This window comes from Mesorhizobium sp. WSM1343 (assembly GCF_055901535.1).
On the sequence record NZ_CM148370.1, the window covers coordinates 4,544,647 to 4,562,077 of the forward strand.

Consider the following 17,431-nt stretch of genomic DNA (forward strand, 5'->3'; position numbering starts at 1 on the left):
GAAGCTAACCAACGCGACCTGCCAGGGCAAGTCGGTCCCTTATAGATAAAAACCCGCTCTCGTTGACACGGCGTTGGGTTGTGAGAATAGTGGCAGGCGCTGGTCAAAATGTCGGTGCCCGATCCGCAATCGGAACTTCAATCGACGCAGGGTGGGGTCCTGCCTAATTCGTTTCCGAAACGGGAGCATCGTTGGCGCTCCGGCGTCCGACAGTTGGCCGATTTATTCACACTGATGTTCTGGGAGGAATAGGCGATGAGAACGGGTCTTTACGACAAACTGGTTCGAGCCGGCGCCACAAGGCGCGACATATTGAAGGGTGCGGCAAGCATGGCCGCGATCGCAGCCGCATCCGGCGCCGGACTTGGCGCCTTGACGCGCCCGGCCTCCGCGGCAAGCGAATTGCGCACAAAAATCCTGCAGATCCCCGGCGTCGGCAAAGGCCAGCCGACGGACGCCGATTTCCAGAAGGTCGGTGAACTCTGCCTCGAAGCCACCAAGGCCAATGTCAAGGAAGGCGAATTCGCCGGCGTCGAGCTGACCTTCATGGGTCTCAACAACCAGAACCTGCACAATGTGCTGTTCCGCGGCTTCCTGAAGCCATGGGAGACCTATACCGGCGCCAAGATCAACTGGATCGACCTGGCGCAGGCCGACTACAACGCCCGCCTGCAGCAGTCGATCGCGACCGGGACCGTCGACTTCGACATCATCGAAATGGGCGCGCCGTTCGAAGGCGATGTCTGCGGCAAGGGCCTGACGTCGGAAATGCCCGACTGGGTCAAGACCCAGATCGATTTCGACGATCTGGTCAGCTATCTGAAGCCGCCGGTCGGCACCTGGGACGGCAAGCAATACCGCGTGACCGTCGACGGCGACGCGCACAACTTCAACTACCGCACCGACGTGTTCGCCGATGCCGACCTCGCCAAGGCCTGGAAGGACGGCGGCGGCGAAGGTGAATGGGGCGTGCCGAAGACCTGGCAGCAGGTTCAGGCGGTGACCAAGTTCCTGAAGGGCAAGAAGCTCAAGGACCAGGACGTCTATGGCTATCTCGACGCGCCGAAGCCCTGGGGCGGCTTCGGCTTCTATTTCCTTGGCAGCCGCGCCACCGCCTATGCCAAGCACCCCGACGACAAGGCCTGGCTGTTCGACGCCGACACGATGAAGCCGCGCGTCAACAATCCGGCCTGGGTGCGCGCCATCCAGGACGTCATCGACGCGCTGCCCTCCGAACCCGCCGACCAGATCAACGCCGATCCGAACACGACCGCCTTCCAGCAGTTCCTGGCCGGCACCGGCTCGATGGTCACCTGGTGGGGCGACGTCGGCTCCAACGTCAAGACCAACGACTCTTCCGTCGTCGGCGACGTCACCGGCTTCTCGATCCTGCCGGGCTCGGACGATGTCTACAATGCGAAGACCGGCGCCTGGGACAAGCTCGCCAGCGGCCCGAACTATGCGCCCAACTGCGCCTATCTCGGTTGGGGCGTCTATGTCATGGCCCGCGTCAATGCCGACGAAAAGAAGAAGAAGGCGGCATGGTCCGCTGCAGCCCATCTCGGCGGCAAGGACCTGTCGATCTGGACGGCGATGTATCCGTCGGGCTTCCAGCCTTACCGCAACTCGCATTTCGACATTCCCGAATGGGTGGCGGCCGGCTACGACGAGGCCTTCATCACCTCCTACCTCAAATCGGAATCCGACAGCTACAACCATCCGAACGCGGCGATCGAGCCACGCATCCCCGGCATCTTCCAGTACTACAGCGCCGCCGAGGACATCCTGGCCAACACTTTCGCGGGCAAGATGAAGGCGCAGGAAGGCGCCGACGCCATCGCGGCGGCATGGGAGAAGCTGACCGACCAGATCGGCCGCGACAACCAGATCAAGCTCTACAAAGCTTCGCTCGGCATGTAGGCTGGCCTATGAACCGTGGTCCGGCGGCAACGCCGGACCACTTTAGACAGGCTCCGGCTCCTCGAGAGCCTTCAAACGGGCGAGATTTGTGGCTGACCAGACATCGACCGCGAACCCGTGGCCGGCAGATGCCGGCACTTCCGATCTGATCTCTCCAGGCCGTAAACGCCTTGGCTGGGCGCTGATGGCCGTTGCGACGCTTGGCCTGCTGGCGACGATCGTGCTGGAGATCCTCTACAAGGGCAGCCCCGATACGATCGGCTTCGAGACCTGGCGCCCCGTCGTCTATGCCTATGTGCTGTGGGGCGTGGCGATCGGTGTCGGCCAGGTGCTGACGCGCGGCGAAGACGGCCAGCGTGCCCTGTTTCTGCTGCCGGCGCTGCTGTTCACCATCGCCATGGTGATCTTCCCGACGCTGTTCGGTTTCTACATCGCGCTCACCGACTGGAACCTCAGTTCCTTCAGCGGCCGCCGGTTCAACGGGCTCGACAATTTCTGGCAGATGCTGGGCGATCCCTACTACCGCAACGCGCTGTTCAACATGGTGCTCTACGTGCTGGCGGTGGCGGTCGAATATGTCATTGCCTTCGGCTTGGCGCTGCTCCTCAATGCCCAGATCCGGGCGCGAAAATTCTTCCGCGTCGTCTTCCTGATGCCGCTGATGCTGTCGCCGGTCGCGGTGTCGTGGATGATCGGAAAATCGCTGATGGAATACAGGTTCGGACCGGCCGCAACGCTGGCGCGCCATCTCGGCTGGGAAAATCCCGCCTTCTTCTCCGATCCGATCATCGCGCGCATATCGATCATGATACTGGATGCCTGGACCTTCATTCCGTTCATGATGATCATGCTGCTGGCCGGGCTGCAGGCGATGTCGCGCGAGGTGCTCGAAGCCGCACGCGTCGACGGCGCCAATGCGTGGCAGACCTTCTGGCAGGTCACCTTCCCGCTGATGCTGCCGGTGTCGGTGACGGCGGTGGTCCTGCGCATCATCTTCAAGCTGAAGCTTGCCGACATCATCATCACCGTGACGTCCGGCGGCCCCGGCGGCGCCACCGATTCCGTGTCGAGCTTCATCTACCGCGAATACCGCGACCGCTCGAATGTCGGCTACGGAACCATGCTGGCGATGGCCTATCTGGTGATCATCGTCGTGTTCGTCACGTGGTTGTTGAAATTTGCCAACCGTTTTGTCCGCAATGTCAATTAAAGCAAGATGGGGGTGAATTGAGCCCGATGAGCGTTCAGACCACCGAATATGTCGCCTCGGAGATCCGCTCGCCGGCGAGCTTCCTCGCCAGCCGCGTCTTCATCTATGGCGCGCTGGCCTTCTGGGCGTTCATCTGCCTGTTCCCGATCTATTGGACGATCACGACCTCGTTCAAGACCGCAGTCGACGTCACGCAAGGCCATCTCATCCCCTTCGTCGACTTCCAGCCGGACTGGAAGGGCTGGCGTTCGCTCGGCCTGTCGCCGGACTCGATCTTCCAGACCTCGACCGTGCGCGAGGAGTTCCTCAAGCGCTTCATGAATTCGGTGATCACCTCGGTCGGCGCGTCGAGCCTCGCCATCATCATCGGCAGCCTCGCCGCCTACGGGCTCACCCGCTATCGCTACCATTTCGCCTGGTTCAAGAACGAGGACATCTCGTTCTTCTTCCTGTCGCAGCTGATCCTGCCGCCGGTGGTGCTGGCGCTGCCCTTCCTGGTGCTCTACCGCGAGGTCGGCCTGCTCGACACGCGCATCGGGCTGATCCTGCTCTACACGCTGATGGTGCTGCCGATCGTCATCTGGATCATGCGCGACCAGTTCAACTCGATCCCGGTCGAGCTCGAGGAAGCCGCCCTTGTCGACGGGCTGTCGATCTGGGGCGCGTTCTTCCGCATCGTCATGCCGATCGCGCTGCCGGGCATGGTCGCCGCCTTCATCCTGGCGATGGTGCTGTGCTGGAACGAGTATTTCTTCGCCGCCCTTTTGACCTCGACCGACGCCAAGACAATTCCCGTCATGGTGGCGAGCCAGACCGGCTCGCAAGGCATCAACTGGTGGTCGATGGCGGCACTAGCGACGGCGGCCATCGCGCCGCTCGCCGTCATTGGCATCGCGTTGGAGCGCTATCTGATCATGGGCATGACCGCGGGCGCGGTGAAGTAGCATGGCGCCCTCTTACCTTGGGAGAAGGAAGAACCGCGCTAGGGCCTTAGAATCATCCGCAGATGATCCATGATCATGGCCACGCCCTTCTGCCCGAGCTCGGCCGAGGCGTCCTTGGCACTCGCCGTATACCAGCCGGTATTGTCGGCGAAGTGATTGGCATCGACAGCCTCCGGGCATAGCGCCAGCATCAGCGAGGTCTCGCCGATGCCGGCATGGTCGAACGGGTACTTGCCGTTCATGTCAGCCGACATCAGCGGATGCACCTGCACCCAGTTGAAGAAATTTTCACCCGCCGCGTGTCCTGAATAATAGTCCGCCATCGCCTGCGACCCCCACCAGCCCTCGCCGCGCTCCTTTTCGAGGAAGCGGAAGATCGCCTGGCGGCCGGCGGCCTTGAACGCCAGATCGGTCGGCATGCCGGCGACAAAGTTCTCGGTCTGGTGGTGGATAATGGCGTGGATGTTGCGGAAGCCGATGCGCAGCAGGCTGTAGAACAGTTCCTCGCCGAACGGCGCCAGCGCATTGCCGCCGACCTGCACCGAGCCGCTGCCTTCCGGCGGCGCCACCGCATAGCTTGCCGCACCGTAGTAGAAGGGCGGCAGGATGACGACGTCCTTCTCCTTTTCGAACAGCTCCAGCGTCTTGATGACGGCCAGCGTGTCCATGCCGACGGCCATGTGCTCGCCATGGTATTCCAGCACGCCGAGCGGCAGAGCGACCGGCCAATTCTCGGCGATCGCCCTGCGGATCTGGTGTGGCAGCATCAGTTCATAGCGCATGATCTATTCCATGTTGGTGTGGCGGGCGCGCATGGCTTCGGGCGACACGCCGGTCAATTCCCTAAGCTTCAGCACCATCACCTCAAACAGCAGGAACAGCGCGCCTTCGAACACCGAGCCCATCGGCAGGACCGATGTTTTTTGCGCCCCCTGATCGTTGGCCATGGTCTGCGCGGGAATGAGCAGCGTGAAGTCGGCAAGCCTTGCCGCGCTGCCTTCGGCCTGGGCGGTCAGCAGGAGATTGGTTGCACCTGCTTGGCGCGCGACCTGCATCAGGGTCAGCACGGTCGAGGTTTCTCCCGGCCCGGAACTGACCAGGAAGACATCGCCCTGCCCCAGAGGCGGCGTGTTCATGTCGCCGACCACGGAAACCGGCAGGCCCAAATGGTAGAGCCGCATGGCAAAACCCTTGACCTGCAAGGCCTCGCGGCCGCAGCCATAGACGACGATCTGTCGCGCGCCGGCTAGCGTTTTGCAGGCGGCGTCGATCCGGCTTTCGTCGATGCGTGCCAGCACGCCACCCAGCTCCTCAAGTGAGGTCTCGAACAGGCTTTTGCTCTTGTCGCTCACCGCAAACCCGCCATTGAAAAATCACCCTGGTATTTGCCGCTCTTGCTGCCACGAACAGCTTGATTTCGTTATGCTAGCAACCGTGAAAATGCGTGTCCAACGCGCAGCTATGCTTTTGCCTGATCACAGGCGTGATAGTGTCATGTCAGACAAATCAGGCGAGGCAAACAGCAGGATATGAAGACACGGCATTTCGACCGCATCGGCAATGGCGGCATCAGTTTCACCGAGCTCGGCTTCGGCGCGGCGCCGCTCGGCAATCTCTACCGTGCCGTCTCCGACGAGGACGCCAACGCCACGCTGGAGGCCGCCTGGGCGACCGGCTGCCGCTACTACGACACCGCGCCGCTCTATGGGCTCGGCCTCTCGGAAACGCGGCTCAACCCGTTCCTGCGCGGCAAGAAGCGCGACGACTATGTGCTGTCGAGCAAGGTCGGCCGCATCATGCGTGCCTGCCCGCCCGAAGAGCGCACCGGCATCGGCAAGTTCTTCGACACGCCATCACGCCGCGAGGTGTACGACTACAGCTATGACGGCGTCATGCGCTCGTTCGAAGCCTCGCTTGAGCGCCTCGGCGTCGATCGGATCGACATACTCTTCGTGCACGATGTCGACATCTTCACGCATGGCAGCAAGGAAGCCTCCGACCGGCGCATCGAGGAGTTCATGCGCTCGGGCTATTACGGCCTGCTGTCGCTGCGCGACCAGGGCGTGATCAAGGCGTTCGGCGGCGGCATCAATGAGTGGCAGGTCGCGCAGACGCTGGCTGAGCGCGGCGACTTCGACCTGTTCCTGCTGGCGGGGCGCTATACGCTCTTGGAACAGGAGGCGCTGACGTCCTTCCTGCCGCTCTGCCAGGCACGCGGCATCGGCATCGTTCTCGGCGGACCCTACAACTCCGGCATCCTCGCAACAGGGCCGAAGCCCGGAGCCTACTACAACTACTCCGAAGCGCCGAAGGACATACTCGACCGGGTCGCCGGGATCGAGAACGTCTGCAAGCGTCATGGTGTCAGGCTGATCGAGGCCGCCCTGCAATTCCCGCTGCTGCATCCTTCAGTCGTTTCGGTGATCCCCGGTGGCCAACGGCCGAGCGAGGTCGAGAGCAATCGCTCGCTGCTCGATGCGAAACTGCCCGCAGCACTTTGGGCGGATCTCAAGGAGGAAGGTCTTATGCGCACTGATGCGCCGACCGCATAAGCCGGCCGCGTCGCGTCAGCGTCGGGCACCAAAATGAAAAGCCGGGCAAGCCCGGCTTTTCTGGTCGCATGAACCGACGTAGGGCACCAAAATGAAAAGCCGGGCAAGCCCGGCTTTTCTGGTCGCATGAACCAACGTAGGGCACCAAAATGAAAAGCCGGGCAAGCCCGGCTTTTCTGAGGTCTCTGAAAAGAAAAAACGCTTAGTTGACTGCGTCCTTGAGGCCTTTGCCGGCCGAGAACTTCGGCACGGTACGCGCCGGGATCTTCACTTCGGCGCCGGTCTGAGGATTGCGGCCGGTCGAGGCGGCACGCTTTGACACGGTGAAATTGCCAAAGCCGACAAGCCGGACATCGCCGCCCTTCTTCAGTTCGCCGGTGATCACGGAAAATACCGCATCGACCGCCGACTGCGCGTCACCCTTCGAAATGCTCGCGGCGTCGGCGACAGCGGACACCAGTTCGTTCTTGTTCATAAAAATTCCCTTCCATGAGAACACCGGAACTATCGACTCATCCGGCAGGAAACGGACTTTAGAAAGAAGCGCTCCCGCAACCAAGTCGAAAAGGCAGGAAAAAAGCGGAAAAAGCCCGGAATTCCGGGGTTTTTCACATGAAAAAGCCGGGCGTCAGGCCCGGCTCTCCGTTTGTGCGCTGCAACCTCGACGAAAACCAACGCATGGCCCCGAAAACCGTAGCCGGTTTGCGGCAAGGGCCATGCGCAAGTCTGGGCGTTAGAGCGTCCTTTGTGCGTCCAGATGGACGCCCGGCGCTCTAATGCGCCAGGGACTTTCCAGCGTCGTCGGCACTGTCTGTCGCAGCCGGCGGATTGACCGGCTCGACCCATTCGATCGGCTCCGGCATACGCACCAGCGCGTGGCGCAACACCTCGCCGACACGTGAGACCGGAATGATCTCCATGCCGTTCTTCACATTGTCCGGAATCTCCGCCAGATCCTTGGCATTGTCTTCCGGGATCAGCACCTTCTTGATGCCGCCGCGCAGTGCGGCGAGCAGCTTCTCCTTGAGCCCGCCGATCGGCAGGATGCGGCCGCGAAGCGTTATCTCGCCGGTCATCGCCACATCCGCCCGGACCGGAATACCCGTCAGTACCGATACAATGGCTGTCGCCATGGCAGCACCTGCAGACGGGCCGTCCTTCGGCGTGGCGCCTTCCGGCAAGTGCACGTGGATGTCGCGCTTGTCGAACAGCGGCGGCTCGATGCCGAAATCGACGGCGCGCGAGCGGACATAGGAGGCCGCCGCCGAAATCGATTCCTTCATCACGTCGCGCAAATTGCCGGTCACCGTCATGCGGCCCTTGCCGGGCATCATGACGCCTTCGACCGTCAGCAACTCGCCGCCGACTTCCGTCCAGGCGAGTCCGGTAACGACACCGACCTGATCGTCAGCCTCGACCTGACCGAAGCGGAAGCGTTCAACACCGAGGTAATCGGCGAGGTTCGCCGCCGTGATGTTCACCGTCTTCTTCTTCGTCTTCAGGATCTCGGTCACCGCCTTGCGCCCGAGCTTCATTAGCTCGCGCTCCAGGCTTCTGACGCCCGCTTCACGGGTGTAGGTCTGGACGATGGCGCGGATCGCGTCCTCACCGACGGAAAACTCCTTCGGCTGCAGCGCGTGATCGCGGATCACCTTAGGCATCAGGTGCCGCTTGGCGATCTCGATCTTCTCGTCCTCGGTGTAGCCGGCGATACGGATGATCTCCATGCGGTCCATCAAGGGCGCCGGGATGTTCAGCGTGTTCGCCGTCGTCACGAACATGACGCTCGACAGATCGTATTCGACCTCGAGGTAGTGGTCCATGAACGTCGAGTTCTGTTCCGGATCGAGGACCTCGAGCAACGCCGATGACGGATCGCCACGGAAGTCCTGGCCCATCTTGTCGATCTCGTCGAGCAGGAAGAGCGGGTTGGACTTCTTGGCCTTCTTCATCGACTGGATGACCTTGCCGGGCATCGAGCCGATATAGGTGCGCCGGTGGCCACGGATCTCGGCCTCGTCACGCACGCCGCCCAGCGCCATGCGGATGAACTCGCGTCCAGTCGCCTTGGCGATCGACTTGCCGAGCGAGGTCTTGCCGACACCGGGAGGGCCGACGAGGCACAGGATCGGCCCCTTCAGCTTCTTCTGGCGGCTTTGCACGGCGAGATACTCGACGATGCGCTCCTTGACCTTGTCGAGGCCGAAATGGTCGGTATCGAGCACGTTCTGCGCGAAAGCCAGGTCCTGCTTGACCTTGGAGTTCTTGCCCCACGGGATCGACAGGATCCAGTCGAGATAGTTGCGCACGACCGTCGATTCAGCCGACATCGGCGACATCGTCCGGAGCTTCTTCAACTCGGCTTCCGCCTTTTCGCGGGCCTCCTTGGAGAGCTTGGTCTTCTTGATGCGCGCCTCGATCTCGGCGGCCTCGTCGCGGCCGTCCTCGCCTTCGCCGAGTTCCTTCTGGATCGCCTTCATCTGCTCGTTCAGGTAGTACTCGCGCTGCGTCTTCTCCATCTGGCGCTTGACGCGCGAGCGGATGCGCTTCTCCACCTGCAGGACGGAGATTTCGGCTTCCATGAAGCCCATCGCCTTTTCCAGCCGCTCCTTGACCGACAGCGTGGCCAGCATCTCCTGCTTCTCAGGGATCTTGATGGCGAGATGCGAGGCAACCGTGTCGGCGAGCTTGGAGTAGTCGTCGATCTGGCTGGCAGCACCCACCACTTCGGGCGAGATCTTCTTGTTCAGCTTGACGTAATTCTCGAAGTCGGTGACGACCGAACGCGCCAGCGCCTCAACCTCGACCTCTTCCTCTTCCGGCTCGACCAGCGCCGCGGCGCGGGCCTCGTGGAAATCGGGACGGTCGGTGAACGAGACGATTTTCGCACGCGAGGCGCCCTCGACCAGAACCTTGACGGTGCCGTCGGGCAGCTTGAGCAATTGCAGCACATTGGCGAGCGTGCCGATGTCGAAAATGGCATCGGGCTCGGGATCGTCATCGGCGGCATTCATCTGGGTGGCAAGCAGGATCTGCTTTTCCTGACCCATCACCTCTTCCAGCGCCTTGATCGACTTCTCACGCCCGACGAAGAGCGGAACGATCATGTGCGGGAACACCACGATGTCGCGCAGTGGGAGAACTGCGAAGACGCCGTCGCTGGGTGCCTTGGATACTTTGGCCATTGTCCAACCTTTCATGTCGCGGCCGCTAATTGAGCCAACCGCGAATCTTATATTAACGACCGGGGATCGTTCCGCCTACCACCGTTTGTGACGGGAGTTTTACAGCACAGAAATCGGGCACCTCGGCCTTCTCCAGTTAGTTGGATGCACGACCCCCAAAGATCAAGGGGCGTGTCCAAATCCGCACTCCCAACCCGTCCGCGAGTGACACATTTGCGACGCCAGCCCGTACGCCGCGCAAAACCGCTGTGCGACAGCAAAACGGCGCCTTGCGGCGCCGTTTCAGAATTTCGCTGCGGGCTCATGTCAGGCGCTGACATTGCCCTTCTTTTCCTTCTGCTCGGAGTAGATGTAGAGCGGCCGGGCACTGCCGGTCACCACCTCCTCCGAAATCACCACTTCGCGCACGCCTTCGAGTGCGGGAAGCTCGAACATCGTGTCGAGCAGGATCGCCTCCATGATCGAACGCAGGCCGCGCGCGCCGGTCTTGCGCTCAATGGCGCGCTTGGCGATCGCCGAAAGAGCGTTCTCATGGAAGGTCAGGTCGACATTTTCCATCTCGAACAGCCGCTGATACTGCTTGACCAGCGCGTTCTTCGGCTCGGTCAGGATCTGGATCAGCGCCGGTTCGTCGAGATCTTCCAGCGTCGCCAGGACCGGCAGACGGCCGACAAACTCAGGGATGAGACCGAACTTCAACAGATCCTCGGGCTCGACCAGGCGGAAAACATCGCCAGTGCGGCGATCCTCCGGCGAAGCGACGACCGCGCCGAAGCCGATCGACGTCTTGCGGCCGCGATCCGAGATGATCTTGTCCAGCCCGGCGAAGGCGCCGCCGCAGATGAACAGGATGTTGGCTGTGTCGACCTGCAGGAATTCCTGCTGCGGGTGCTTCCTGCCGCCCTGTGGCGGCACGGAGGCGACGGTGCCTTCCATGATCTTCAAGAGCGCCTGCTGCACGCCCTCGCCCGACACGTCGCGGGTGATCGAGGGATTGTCCGACTTGCGCGAAATCTTGTCGATTTCGTCGATGTAGACGATGCCGCGCTGGGCGCGCTCGACATTGTAGTCGGCCGACTGCAACAGCTTCAGGATGATGTTTTCGACGTCCTCGCCGACATAGCCGGCTTCGGTCAGCGTCGTCGCGTCAGCCATGGTGAACGGCACGTCGATGATGCGGGCCAGCGTCTGCGCGAGCAGCGTCTTGCCGCAACCGGTCGGGCCGATCAAAAGGATGTTGGACTTCGCCAGTTCGACATCGTTGTTCTTGCCGGCATGCGCGAGGCGCTTGTAGTGATTGTGGACCGCCACCGACAGCACGCGCTTGGCGTAGGGCTGACCGATGACATAGTCGTCGAGAACCTTGAGGATCTCCTGCGGTGTCGGCACGCCTTCGCGCGACTTCACCATCGAGGTCTTGTTCTCTTCACGGATGATGTCCATGCAGAGTTCGACGCACTCGTCGCAGATGAAGACCGTCGGACCGGCGATCAGCTTGCGCACTTCGTGCTGGCTTTTGCCGCAAAACGAGCAGTAAAGCGTGTTCTTGGAATCGCCGCTGTTGTTGCCGACCTTGCTCATTTTCATGTCCTTTCATGGCCGCCCGCCGATGGTCTGGCTGAAAGGGCGCATACTCTATCTATCGCGGGAATCCGCCGCCGCCAGTGTGTCCCGGCTCCCGCAACGCATTCCGTACGAAACACAAATCAGAAAACGTGGCAATGATTCGCGACAACCCCGCATAAAGCTAAGCCGCCGAAACTCAACATAGCCTTAACGTAGGCAATCCTGTCCCCCGAGGGAACAGCCAATTGTGGCCGAAATGCCGCAAGACGCGCCAAAAGCGCGTGATGGTGCCATCCAACTGCCAACTTGCCTTTATGCCAGCGCCCCTTCGGCCGCCTCGCGCGACGAAATGACCTTGTCGATGAGGCCGAAATCCTTGGCTTCGTCGGCGGTCATGAAATGGTCGCGGTCGAGCGTTTTCTCGATCTCTTCATAGCTCTTGCCGGTGTGCTTGACGTAGACCTCGTTGAGGCGACGCTTCAGCTTGATGATATCCAGGGCATGGCGCTCGATGTCGGACGCCTGGCCCTGAAAGCCGCCGGAAGGCTGGTGAACCATGATGCGGGCGTTCGGCGTGGCAAAGCGCATGTCCTTGTGACCGGCAGTCAGGAGCAGCGAACCCATCGAAGCCGCCTGGCCGATGCAGAGCGTCGACACGGCCGGCTTGATGAACTGCATGGTGTCGTAGATCGCCATGCCCGAGGTGACGACGCCGCCCGGCGAATTGATGTAGAGGTTGATTTCCTTCTTAGGATTCTCGGCTTCGAGGAACAAAAGCTGCGCGCAGACCAGCGTCGCCATGCCGTCCTCGACCGGACCGGTGATGAAAATGATGCGCTCCTTGAGGAGGCGCGAGAAAATGTCGTAGGCCCGCTCGCCGCGATTGGTCTGTTCGACCACCATCGGAACGAGGTTCATGTAGGTTTCGACGGGGTTCTTCATCAGGTATCTCTTATCTCGCGGTGGGATTCCGGCGCCGGGAATGCCGGCAGATCGGGCAGAATCGGTTCTGGATCGTTATTCCGTAAATAGGATGCCGGCTCGTCCTTGTGCAAGGCCGACCCCTCCTAGCCATCTGGGTAAGTCGAATCAAGCTTTCTGACCAAGGATTCGCGGCGGCGGATGCTTCCGCGGGTCCGGAGCCGCATCGCCGGCCCCGCAACGTAGCAGTTTCTTAACCGCGTCACTTAACGAAATGCGCCGAAACCGCTTTTTTCCGAGACGGCTTCCTCTACAATTCAACGTTGAACTTATGCATAGAGTTCAACAGGGGGAGTGTCATGCCCGGGAAAACCGCATGCTTCACCATTGCCGGGCTGACCGTGCTCGGCACGATTTCGCAGACGGCGGCCGGCGGCCGCGCCGTCGAATGTTATGAGCCGGTCCGCAGTCCGGCCGTCTATGACACGGTCTATGAAGACGTGATGATCAGTCCGCCCGGTCAGCAGGTCGACTATATCGCCCCTATCTATGGCACGCGCGAGCGCGTCGTGATGACCGTTCCGGCGCAAGTGACCTACCAGATCGTACCGGCCGTCACCCGCACCGTCTACCGTACGGTCCGGGTCGATGGCGGCGGCTATTCCTGGGAATGGCGCGTCATCCATGGCCGCAAGGTGCTGTGCAAGGTATGGCACAAGGCGCGCTACGAACGCGTCGCAGAGACCATCGTGATCCAGCCCGAACGCACGCGGCGCGTCGTCATTCCCGCACAATATGACAGCATCGCCGAGGAGGTGCTGGTGCGGCCGGAACAAAGGCGCGTCATCGATGTCCCCGCCTCCTACCAGGCCGTCGCGCGTCGTGTGTTGGTCCGCGAAGGTTCATCGGGCTGGCGGCGGGTGCATATTCCCAGGCATTGCCAGGATTAGCGCGCATGGCGTACCCTGCGTCGCAGCGGATCTCCGTTGGGCTGAGGGCATGCGCGACCTGGAAATTTCCAATCAGGAATTGTCAGACCTTGCCGAAGAAGCCTTGGCGCTTGCCAAAGGCTATTGGGCCTCCCTCGAGGAACGTCGGACGTATCCCACGACCAGCGGCAAACAGACGACGGAACTCTTCTCGCGGCCTTGGCAGGAGAGCGGTCGTGGTCGGGAAGTCTTGCAGGATTTCAAGTCGATAGCGGAGCATGTGCGGCCTTCAACCGGCAGGTTCTTCGGTTATGTCGTCGGCTCCGGCGAACCGATCGGCGCGCTGGGGGAATTGCTGGCTGCGGTGCTCAATCAGAATGTGACGTCGTGGCGCTCGGCACCGGCTGCGACATCGATCGAACGCGCCGTCGTCGAATGGTTGGCGGAGGCTGTCGGTTGCCCCGGATTTACAGGCAGCCTGTGCGGCGGCGGCTCGACGGCGAACCTCATGGCCCTGGCGATGGCGCGGGAAGCGAAGCTGCCAGCCAACGAAACAGGCGTGCGACCGTGCGTGATCTATGCTTCCGAGCAAGTGCACATGTCCATTCCCAAGGCCGTGGCGCTGTTGGGGATCGGTAGAAAAAATCTCCGTTTGATCCCTGTCGACGACAAATTCAGGATGCGGACGGATGCCCTCCAGGCAGCTATTGCCGCCGACCGCGCCATCGGCAACATGCCCATCGCCATCGTGGCCACGGTCGGCACCATCATCTCCGGTGCGATCGATCCCCTTCCCGAAATCGCAGACATTGCCCGTAGGGAAGCGTTGTGGATGCATGTCGATGGGGCCTATGGGGGACTGGCGGCGCTGGCCGTCCCGGAAAAGTTCCAGGGACTGTCTTTGGCGGATTCGCTGTCGCTCGATGCGCACAAGTGGCTCTATCAGCCACTCGATTGCGGCTGCCTGCTCAATCGTCACCCAGACATTGCGCGCACGACTTTCTCGCACAGCGACGACTACGTCAGGATATTGAGCGAAGACCCAACGGAAGCATTTGCATTCTTTGAAGAGTCGATCGAACTGTCTCGGCGCTTCCGTGCGCTGAAGCTCTGGATGTCGCTGCAGTATCACGGGCGCCGTGCCTATCGCGAAGCCATCGCGCGCGATCTCTACCATGCCCAGATGCTGGCACAGGCAATCGCTTCACAGCCGGAGCTTGAGCAGCTTGCGCCGGTATCGCTAAGCGCGGTCTGTTTCCGTCACCGCTCTAAGGACAACGAAGCGATCCTGCGCCGCGTGATCGCGCGCGGCCGCGTGTATCTGTCGAATGCAACGATCAACGGTCAGTTCGCGCTGCGGGCGTGTTTCGTCAATCACAGGACGACCTTGGATGACGTGCGGGCGATTGTGTCCGAAGTCATTGCCGCCGCAGACGAACTCAATCATTGAACCGCTGCGGATTTGGCCTCGTGTTTCAGGCGACCTCCGCCCGCAGCCATGCCTTCAGACCGGCGATATCCCCATCGCCGACAGCAGCGGCAACGCGCCTGCCGACCGCAGCGCCGAACTTGTAGCCGTGGCCGGAGCATGCCGAGACAACAAGGCATTTGCCCTTTTCATGCGCCATGAATTTTTCGTCTGATGTGAAAGTGTAGGCGCAGGTGACGACTTCGGTCACCTGATACTCTTCGATGCGGGCGATCGGCGGCGAAAACAGGTTGCGGATCGCCTCGCCCTCGCCCGCCACCGGCTCGCGGTTCCAATCGGCGTCGCTGGTCGGCACCTTGTGCAGCCCGGACCCGAACTTCATGCCGGCGCCGCCGGAGGGCGGGATCACATAGCCGTCGATCGCGCCGCCGACATCGAGCACGACCGGTGCCGCCTGCCAGGCCGCCTTGAGGTCGGCCGGCGGTTCGACATAGGCAAGTGCGGTTCGATAGGTCTTCAATTCTCCATCCAGTTCTGGAAACAGTTTTAGCACCCAGGCGCCGGCGGCGACGACGATGCGGTCGGCCTGCATCGTCGAGCCGCTTTCGAGCACGATGTGGCCGGCTTCGGCGTCGACCTCGACCACCTTGCTGTTTTCGTAGACATTGGCGCCGTTGGCGCGCAGCCACTTTGCCAGGCCGGACGCGATCTTGCGGCAATGCAGGGCGCCGCCTTCGGTCGAGAAATAGGCGTAGCGAAACGACCCGGCTTCCAGAAACGGCCAGCGTTTCACGGCTGCATCGGGCTCCAGCAGTTCGAACGGAAAATTGCCTTCTTCCAGGCCCTCGCGATATTCCTCGGCCTCGTCGCCGGGCTCGCGCGAAATGCAGACAAATCCTCTGGGATCGAGGTGGCTTTCGCCGAGATCGGCCCACATCTCGTCCCAGGCCTGGTAGGCTTCGGTGATCAGCCGGCCGTAGCCGGTCCCCGCGCGATAGGCGCGGCGGATGATGCGATGATGGTCGCCCGACGCGGCCAGCGGGTTCGGGATCGGCCCCTGCTCGATGACCGAAACGCTGTGACCCGCCTTGACCAGCGACCACGCCGTCGAGAGGCCGGCAATACCCGCACCGACAACGATCACCTTCATCAAATCAGACTTTCCGCAGCCTTGTCGGCTGGCTCAACGCATTGGGTTGCGGGCGCCAACATACGGTCTGGAACCGGACTGGCAAGCCGCGCTATTGGTCTGGCATGAGCAAATTGACGCCACCCGGCCTGGTCTTTGATCCAGCCACGCGACACCTGCGGCTCGATCCGCACGAGCCTGCCTTTTTTCAGAACCCGTACGAGGCCTATGCATTTCTGCACGGCGCATCGAATGCCTTCTTCTGGGAAGAATTCGGCTTCTGGTGCTTTGGCGGCTTCGACGACGTCAACCGGCTGCTGCGCGACCGCCGTTTCGGCCGCCAGAATCCGGCCGGCATTCCAGACAGTCGCGGTATCGGACAGGACCGTAGCCATCTCAGGGCTTTCGACGGCATCGAAGCCAATTCGATGCTGGAACTGGAGCCACCCGTCCACACGCGGCTCAGAACACTGGTGAACCGTGCTTTCGTCTCACGTCAGGTCGAACGGCTGCGGCCGCGCGTCGAAGCGCTCGCCAACGAACTGATCGACCGTTTCGAACCGGGCAAGACGGTCGACCTGCTGCCCGCCTTCGCGGCGCCCTTGCCGATCACCATCATTGCCGAAATGCTCGGTGTGCCGGTCGACATGGGGCCGCAACTGCTCGACTGGTCGCACCAGATGGTTGCCATGTACATGCATGGCCGCACGCGCGCGATCGAAGAGACGGCCAACCGTGCCGCCAGCGAATTTGCGGATTTCCTGCGTAGCTACGTCATCGAGCGACGCAGGAATCCCGGCGACGACCTGTTGTCGCTGCTGATCTCGGCTCAGGAGGACGGCCAAAAACTGTCGGAGGACGAGATGGTGTCCTCGGCGATCCTGCTGCTCAATGCCGGTCATGAAGCGACAGTGCATCAGACCGGCAACGCTGTCCGTTCGATCCTTATGCAAGGCGGCGATGTCAGCCGCTTCTTCGGCTCACCCGAAGCGACCGCGGCAACGGTCGAGGAATGCCTGCGCTTCGACGCGCCGCTGCACGTGTTCACGCGCTATGCCTATCAGGAGACCGAAGTCGCACCTAGCATTGTCGTGCAGCCGGGCCAGACGATCGGGCTGCTGCTGGGCATGGCCAATCACGATCCGCGCGCCTTTGCAGAACCGCAAGCCTTCCGGCCCGATCGTGCGGATCAAAAGAACGTCTCCTTCGGCGCCGGCATCCATTTCTGTATCGGTGCGCCGCTGGCCCGGCTCGAATTGCAGGTGTCGCTGCAAACCTTGTTCGAACGCCACCCAAGGCTGCATCTTGCCGAAAGACCAAGCTTCCGCGACACTTACCACTTCCATGGGCTGGAAACGCTCGCCGTCGGTTTTTGAGGACCGCGGGGCCGCCGGCCTATTTCACCATGGCGCCAGCCGCAACCACAAGGTCGGCTCACCGGACCGCCCACGATGCCCTTCCACGACAAGGCACCGGAAGCTGTCTCAGCCAGTTCCAGCGAAATAGTCATACGCAGGCAGCACAAGCTTGGGGGAGAGCCTGAAGGCCGTTGCTGGCAGCCCCTGTCGATCCATGCCAAATCGCAAGATCGGTCGAGCGCGATATATCCGGAAAGGCCTAACTGGTGTCGTCACGGAGAAAGAGAC

14 protein-coding genes are annotated in these 17,431 nt (G+C 61.7%); 7 read left to right on the forward strand and 7 right to left on the reverse strand.

Annotated elements, in window-relative coordinates; translation table 11 throughout:
* Positions 1-255: 255 nt before the first annotated feature.
* From AC0NIL_RS22265 to AC0NIL_RS22275, 3 genes are all read left to right on the forward strand, one after another.
* A complete protein-coding gene (locus AC0NIL_RS22265) occupies positions 256-1,920 on the forward strand; it encodes an ABC transporter substrate-binding protein (protein ID WP_473573426.1) in 1,665 nt (554 codons plus the stop codon).
* Positions 1,921-2,008: 88 nt separating this feature from the next.
* The gene (locus tag AC0NIL_RS22270) at positions 2,009-3,130 is read left to right on the forward strand and encodes a carbohydrate ABC transporter permease (protein ID WP_024504588.1); all 1,122 of its coding nucleotides are present in this window, start codon (positions 2,009-2,011) and stop codon (positions 3,128-3,130) included.
* A gap of 26 nt (positions 3,131-3,156) precedes the next feature.
* The gene (locus AC0NIL_RS22275) at positions 3,157-4,074 is read left to right on the forward strand and encodes a carbohydrate ABC transporter permease (RefSeq protein ID WP_013532185.1); all 918 of its coding nucleotides are present in this window, start codon (positions 3,157-3,159) and stop codon (positions 4,072-4,074) included.
* A 38-nt stretch (positions 4,075-4,112) separates the two neighbouring features.
* Here AC0NIL_RS22275 and AC0NIL_RS22280 read toward each other — a convergent pair whose 3' ends face one another.
* Both AC0NIL_RS22280 and AC0NIL_RS22285 read right to left on the reverse strand, forming a co-directional pair.
* Entirely contained in the window at positions 4,113-4,856 is a 744-nt protein-coding gene (locus AC0NIL_RS22280) for a creatininase family protein (RefSeq protein ID WP_024504590.1), read from the reverse strand.
* A gap of 3 nt (positions 4,857-4,859) precedes the next feature.
* On the reverse strand, positions 4,860-5,426 hold the full coding sequence (locus tag AC0NIL_RS22285) for an SIS domain-containing protein (protein ID WP_027162393.1): 567 nt from the start codon (positions 5,424-5,426) through the stop codon (positions 4,860-4,862).
* A 177-nt stretch (positions 5,427-5,603) separates the two neighbouring features.
* Here AC0NIL_RS22285 and AC0NIL_RS22290 point away from each other — a divergent pair, with 177 nt between their 5' ends.
* Positions 5,604-6,626 (forward strand): aldo/keto reductase, encoded by a 1,023-nt coding sequence (locus tag AC0NIL_RS22290; RefSeq protein WP_063167791.1) that lies wholly within the window; start codon positions 5,604-5,606, stop codon positions 6,624-6,626.
* Between the two features lie 202 nt (positions 6,627-6,828).
* Here AC0NIL_RS22290 and AC0NIL_RS22295 read toward each other — a convergent pair whose 3' ends face one another.
* The 4 genes from AC0NIL_RS22295 to clpP form a co-directional block, all read right to left on the reverse strand.
* Positions 6,829-7,101, reverse strand: a complete 273-nt coding sequence (locus AC0NIL_RS22295; RefSeq protein ID WP_006201846.1) for an HU family DNA-binding protein — start codon at positions 7,099-7,101, stop codon at positions 6,829-6,831.
* 298 nt (positions 7,102-7,399) lie between these two features.
* Positions 7,400-9,811 (reverse strand): endopeptidase La, encoded by a 2,412-nt coding sequence (gene lon, locus AC0NIL_RS22300; protein ID WP_013532189.1) that lies wholly within the window; start codon positions 9,809-9,811, stop codon positions 7,400-7,402.
* Between the two features lie 306 nt (positions 9,812-10,117).
* Positions 10,118-11,392 (reverse strand): ATP-dependent Clp protease ATP-binding subunit ClpX, encoded by a 1,275-nt coding sequence (clpX, locus tag AC0NIL_RS22305; protein WP_013532190.1) that lies wholly within the window; start codon positions 11,390-11,392, stop codon positions 10,118-10,120.
* A gap of 297 nt (positions 11,393-11,689) precedes the next feature.
* Positions 11,690-12,319, reverse strand: coding sequence for an ATP-dependent Clp endopeptidase proteolytic subunit ClpP (gene clpP / locus AC0NIL_RS22310; RefSeq protein ID WP_013532191.1), 630 nt, complete (start codon positions 12,317-12,319; stop codon positions 11,690-11,692).
* Positions 12,320-12,657: 338 nt separating this feature from the next.
* Here clpP and AC0NIL_RS22315 point away from each other — a divergent pair, with 338 nt between their 5' ends.
* On the forward strand, positions 12,658-13,248 hold the full coding sequence (locus AC0NIL_RS22315) for a hypothetical protein (RefSeq protein WP_473573429.1): 591 nt from the start codon (positions 12,658-12,660) through the stop codon (positions 13,246-13,248).
* 49 nt (positions 13,249-13,297) lie between these two features.
* The gene (locus tag AC0NIL_RS22320; protein WP_063171945.1) at positions 13,298-14,677 is read left to right on the forward strand and encodes a pyridoxal phosphate-dependent decarboxylase family protein; all 1,380 of its coding nucleotides are present in this window, start codon (positions 13,298-13,300) and stop codon (positions 14,675-14,677) included.
* Between the two features lie 25 nt (positions 14,678-14,702).
* On the opposite strand, the gene AC0NIL_RS22325 is transcribed toward AC0NIL_RS22320, so the two are convergent.
* Positions 14,703-15,806, reverse strand: coding sequence for an NAD(P)/FAD-dependent oxidoreductase (locus tag AC0NIL_RS22325; protein WP_473573431.1), 1,104 nt, complete (start codon positions 15,804-15,806; stop codon positions 14,703-14,705).
* A 104-nt stretch (positions 15,807-15,910) separates the two neighbouring features.
* Here AC0NIL_RS22325 and AC0NIL_RS22330 point away from each other — a divergent pair, with 104 nt between their 5' ends.
* Positions 15,911-17,161, forward strand: coding sequence for a cytochrome P450 (locus AC0NIL_RS22330; RefSeq protein ID WP_275954679.1), 1,251 nt, complete (start codon positions 15,911-15,913; stop codon positions 17,159-17,161).
* Positions 17,162-17,431: the final 270 nt, after the last annotated feature.

Bases quoted from the DNA above. Each gene is read 5' to 3' on its own strand.
- AC0NIL_RS22275 (WP_013532185.1), top strand. From the start codon at position 3,157: ATGAGCGTTCAGACCACCGAATATGTCGCCTCGGAGATCCGCTCGCCG.
- AC0NIL_RS22265 (WP_473573426.1), top strand. From the start codon at position 256: ATGAGAACGGGTCTTTACGACAAACTGGTTCGAGCCGGCGCCACAAGG.
- AC0NIL_RS22325 (WP_473573431.1), bottom strand. From the start codon at position 15,806: ATGAAGGTGATCGTTGTCGGTGCGGGTATTGCCGGCCTCTCGACGGCG.
- clpX (WP_013532190.1), bottom strand. From the start codon at position 11,392: ATGAGCAAGGTCGGCAACAACAGCGGCGATTCCAAGAACACGCTTTAC.
- AC0NIL_RS22320 (WP_063171945.1), top strand. From the start codon at position 13,298: ATGCGCGACCTGGAAATTTCCAATCAGGAATTGTCAGACCTTGCCGAA.
- AC0NIL_RS22290 (WP_063167791.1), top strand. From the start codon at position 5,604: ATGAAGACACGGCATTTCGACCGCATCGGCAATGGCGGCATCAGTTTC.
- AC0NIL_RS22295 (WP_006201846.1), bottom strand. From the start codon at position 7,101: ATGAACAAGAACGAACTGGTGTCCGCTGTCGCCGACGCCGCGAGCATT.
- AC0NIL_RS22330 (WP_275954679.1), top strand. From the start codon at position 15,911: ATGAGCAAATTGACGCCACCCGGCCTGGTCTTTGATCCAGCCACGCGA.
- clpP (WP_013532191.1), bottom strand. From the start codon at position 12,319: ATGAAGAACCCCGTCGAAACCTACATGAACCTCGTTCCGATGGTGGTC.
- AC0NIL_RS22280 (WP_024504590.1), bottom strand. From the start codon at position 4,856: ATGCGCTATGAACTGATGCTGCCACACCAGATCCGCAGGGCGATCGCC.
- lon (WP_013532189.1), bottom strand. From the start codon at position 9,811: ATGGCCAAAGTATCCAAGGCACCCAGCGACGGCGTCTTCGCAGTTCTC.
- AC0NIL_RS22315 (WP_473573429.1), top strand. From the start codon at position 12,658: ATGCCCGGGAAAACCGCATGCTTCACCATTGCCGGGCTGACCGTGCTC.